1 protein-coding gene is annotated in these 721 nt (G+C 64.4%); it reads right to left on the minus strand.

What is annotated here, in order from left to right; all coding sequences use genetic code 11:
• Positions 1-36 precede the first annotated feature (36 nt).
• Positions 37-721, minus strand: a 685-nt coding sequence (locus ACP7E0_RS35030) for a tetratricopeptide repeat protein (protein ID WP_426131972.1), incomplete at its 5' end; no start/stop codon positions are given.

A 721-nucleotide genomic window follows, 5' to 3' on the forward strand; every position in this document is an offset into this window, starting at 1 on the left:
AGGTGGCCTGGCGGTTGCGATCGACGGCCCACCAAGCTATTCGGGCAATCCCAATATGCGTGCTCCCTCTGTAAGCCTATCGGCGACTGCCCGCGCCATGCCGACTTCGAAGAACAAGCCGAGCCGAAATCCCGGTTCGAGTTCGAGCAATTGCTGCGCAATCGGTCGCGCTTCCCCCTGGCGTCCGGCCAGCGCCAGCGCAGCGGCCTGAAAGAAATAAAGCGTGCTGAAGCGGGGATTCGCCTGAACAGCCTTGCCGAAGTGCGATGCCGCCGCGTCGTAGCGCGCCTCCTGGACGGCGGCTGATCCAAGTGACAGATGGGCTGCGTAGGCCATCGGATCGAACGGGCTTAGTCGCAGCGCACGATTGGCGTTGGAGGTGGCTGCGGCAGGTTGGCCGGCGAAAGCGTAGATGACCGCGCCGAAATAGAGCGCCGTGGCGCACGAGGCGTTAAGCGACAGGGCGCGCTCAACGGCGCTTAACGCCGCTTCGTGGTCCTTGCTCAGCATGGTGATCGCAAACGCAGCTATTGCCAACGCCGTGGCATCGTCGGTGCCGCTCGCAATCACCGCGCGCGCGTGCCCGACCCCGGCGACCTTGTCGGCCGCATTGCATCCAGCGCGGGTGAAGAAAATCTCATGGCACCAGGCAAGCCGCGCATGGGCTGCGGCGTAGTTCGGCTCGAGCCTTAGCGCATCCTCAAGAAGCTCGGCTGCGATC

It is taken from the genome of Pararhizobium sp. PWRC1-1 (assembly GCF_049897905.1).
Taxonomy (GTDB): domain Bacteria; phylum Pseudomonadota; class Alphaproteobacteria; order Rhizobiales; family Rhizobiaceae; genus Pararhizobium.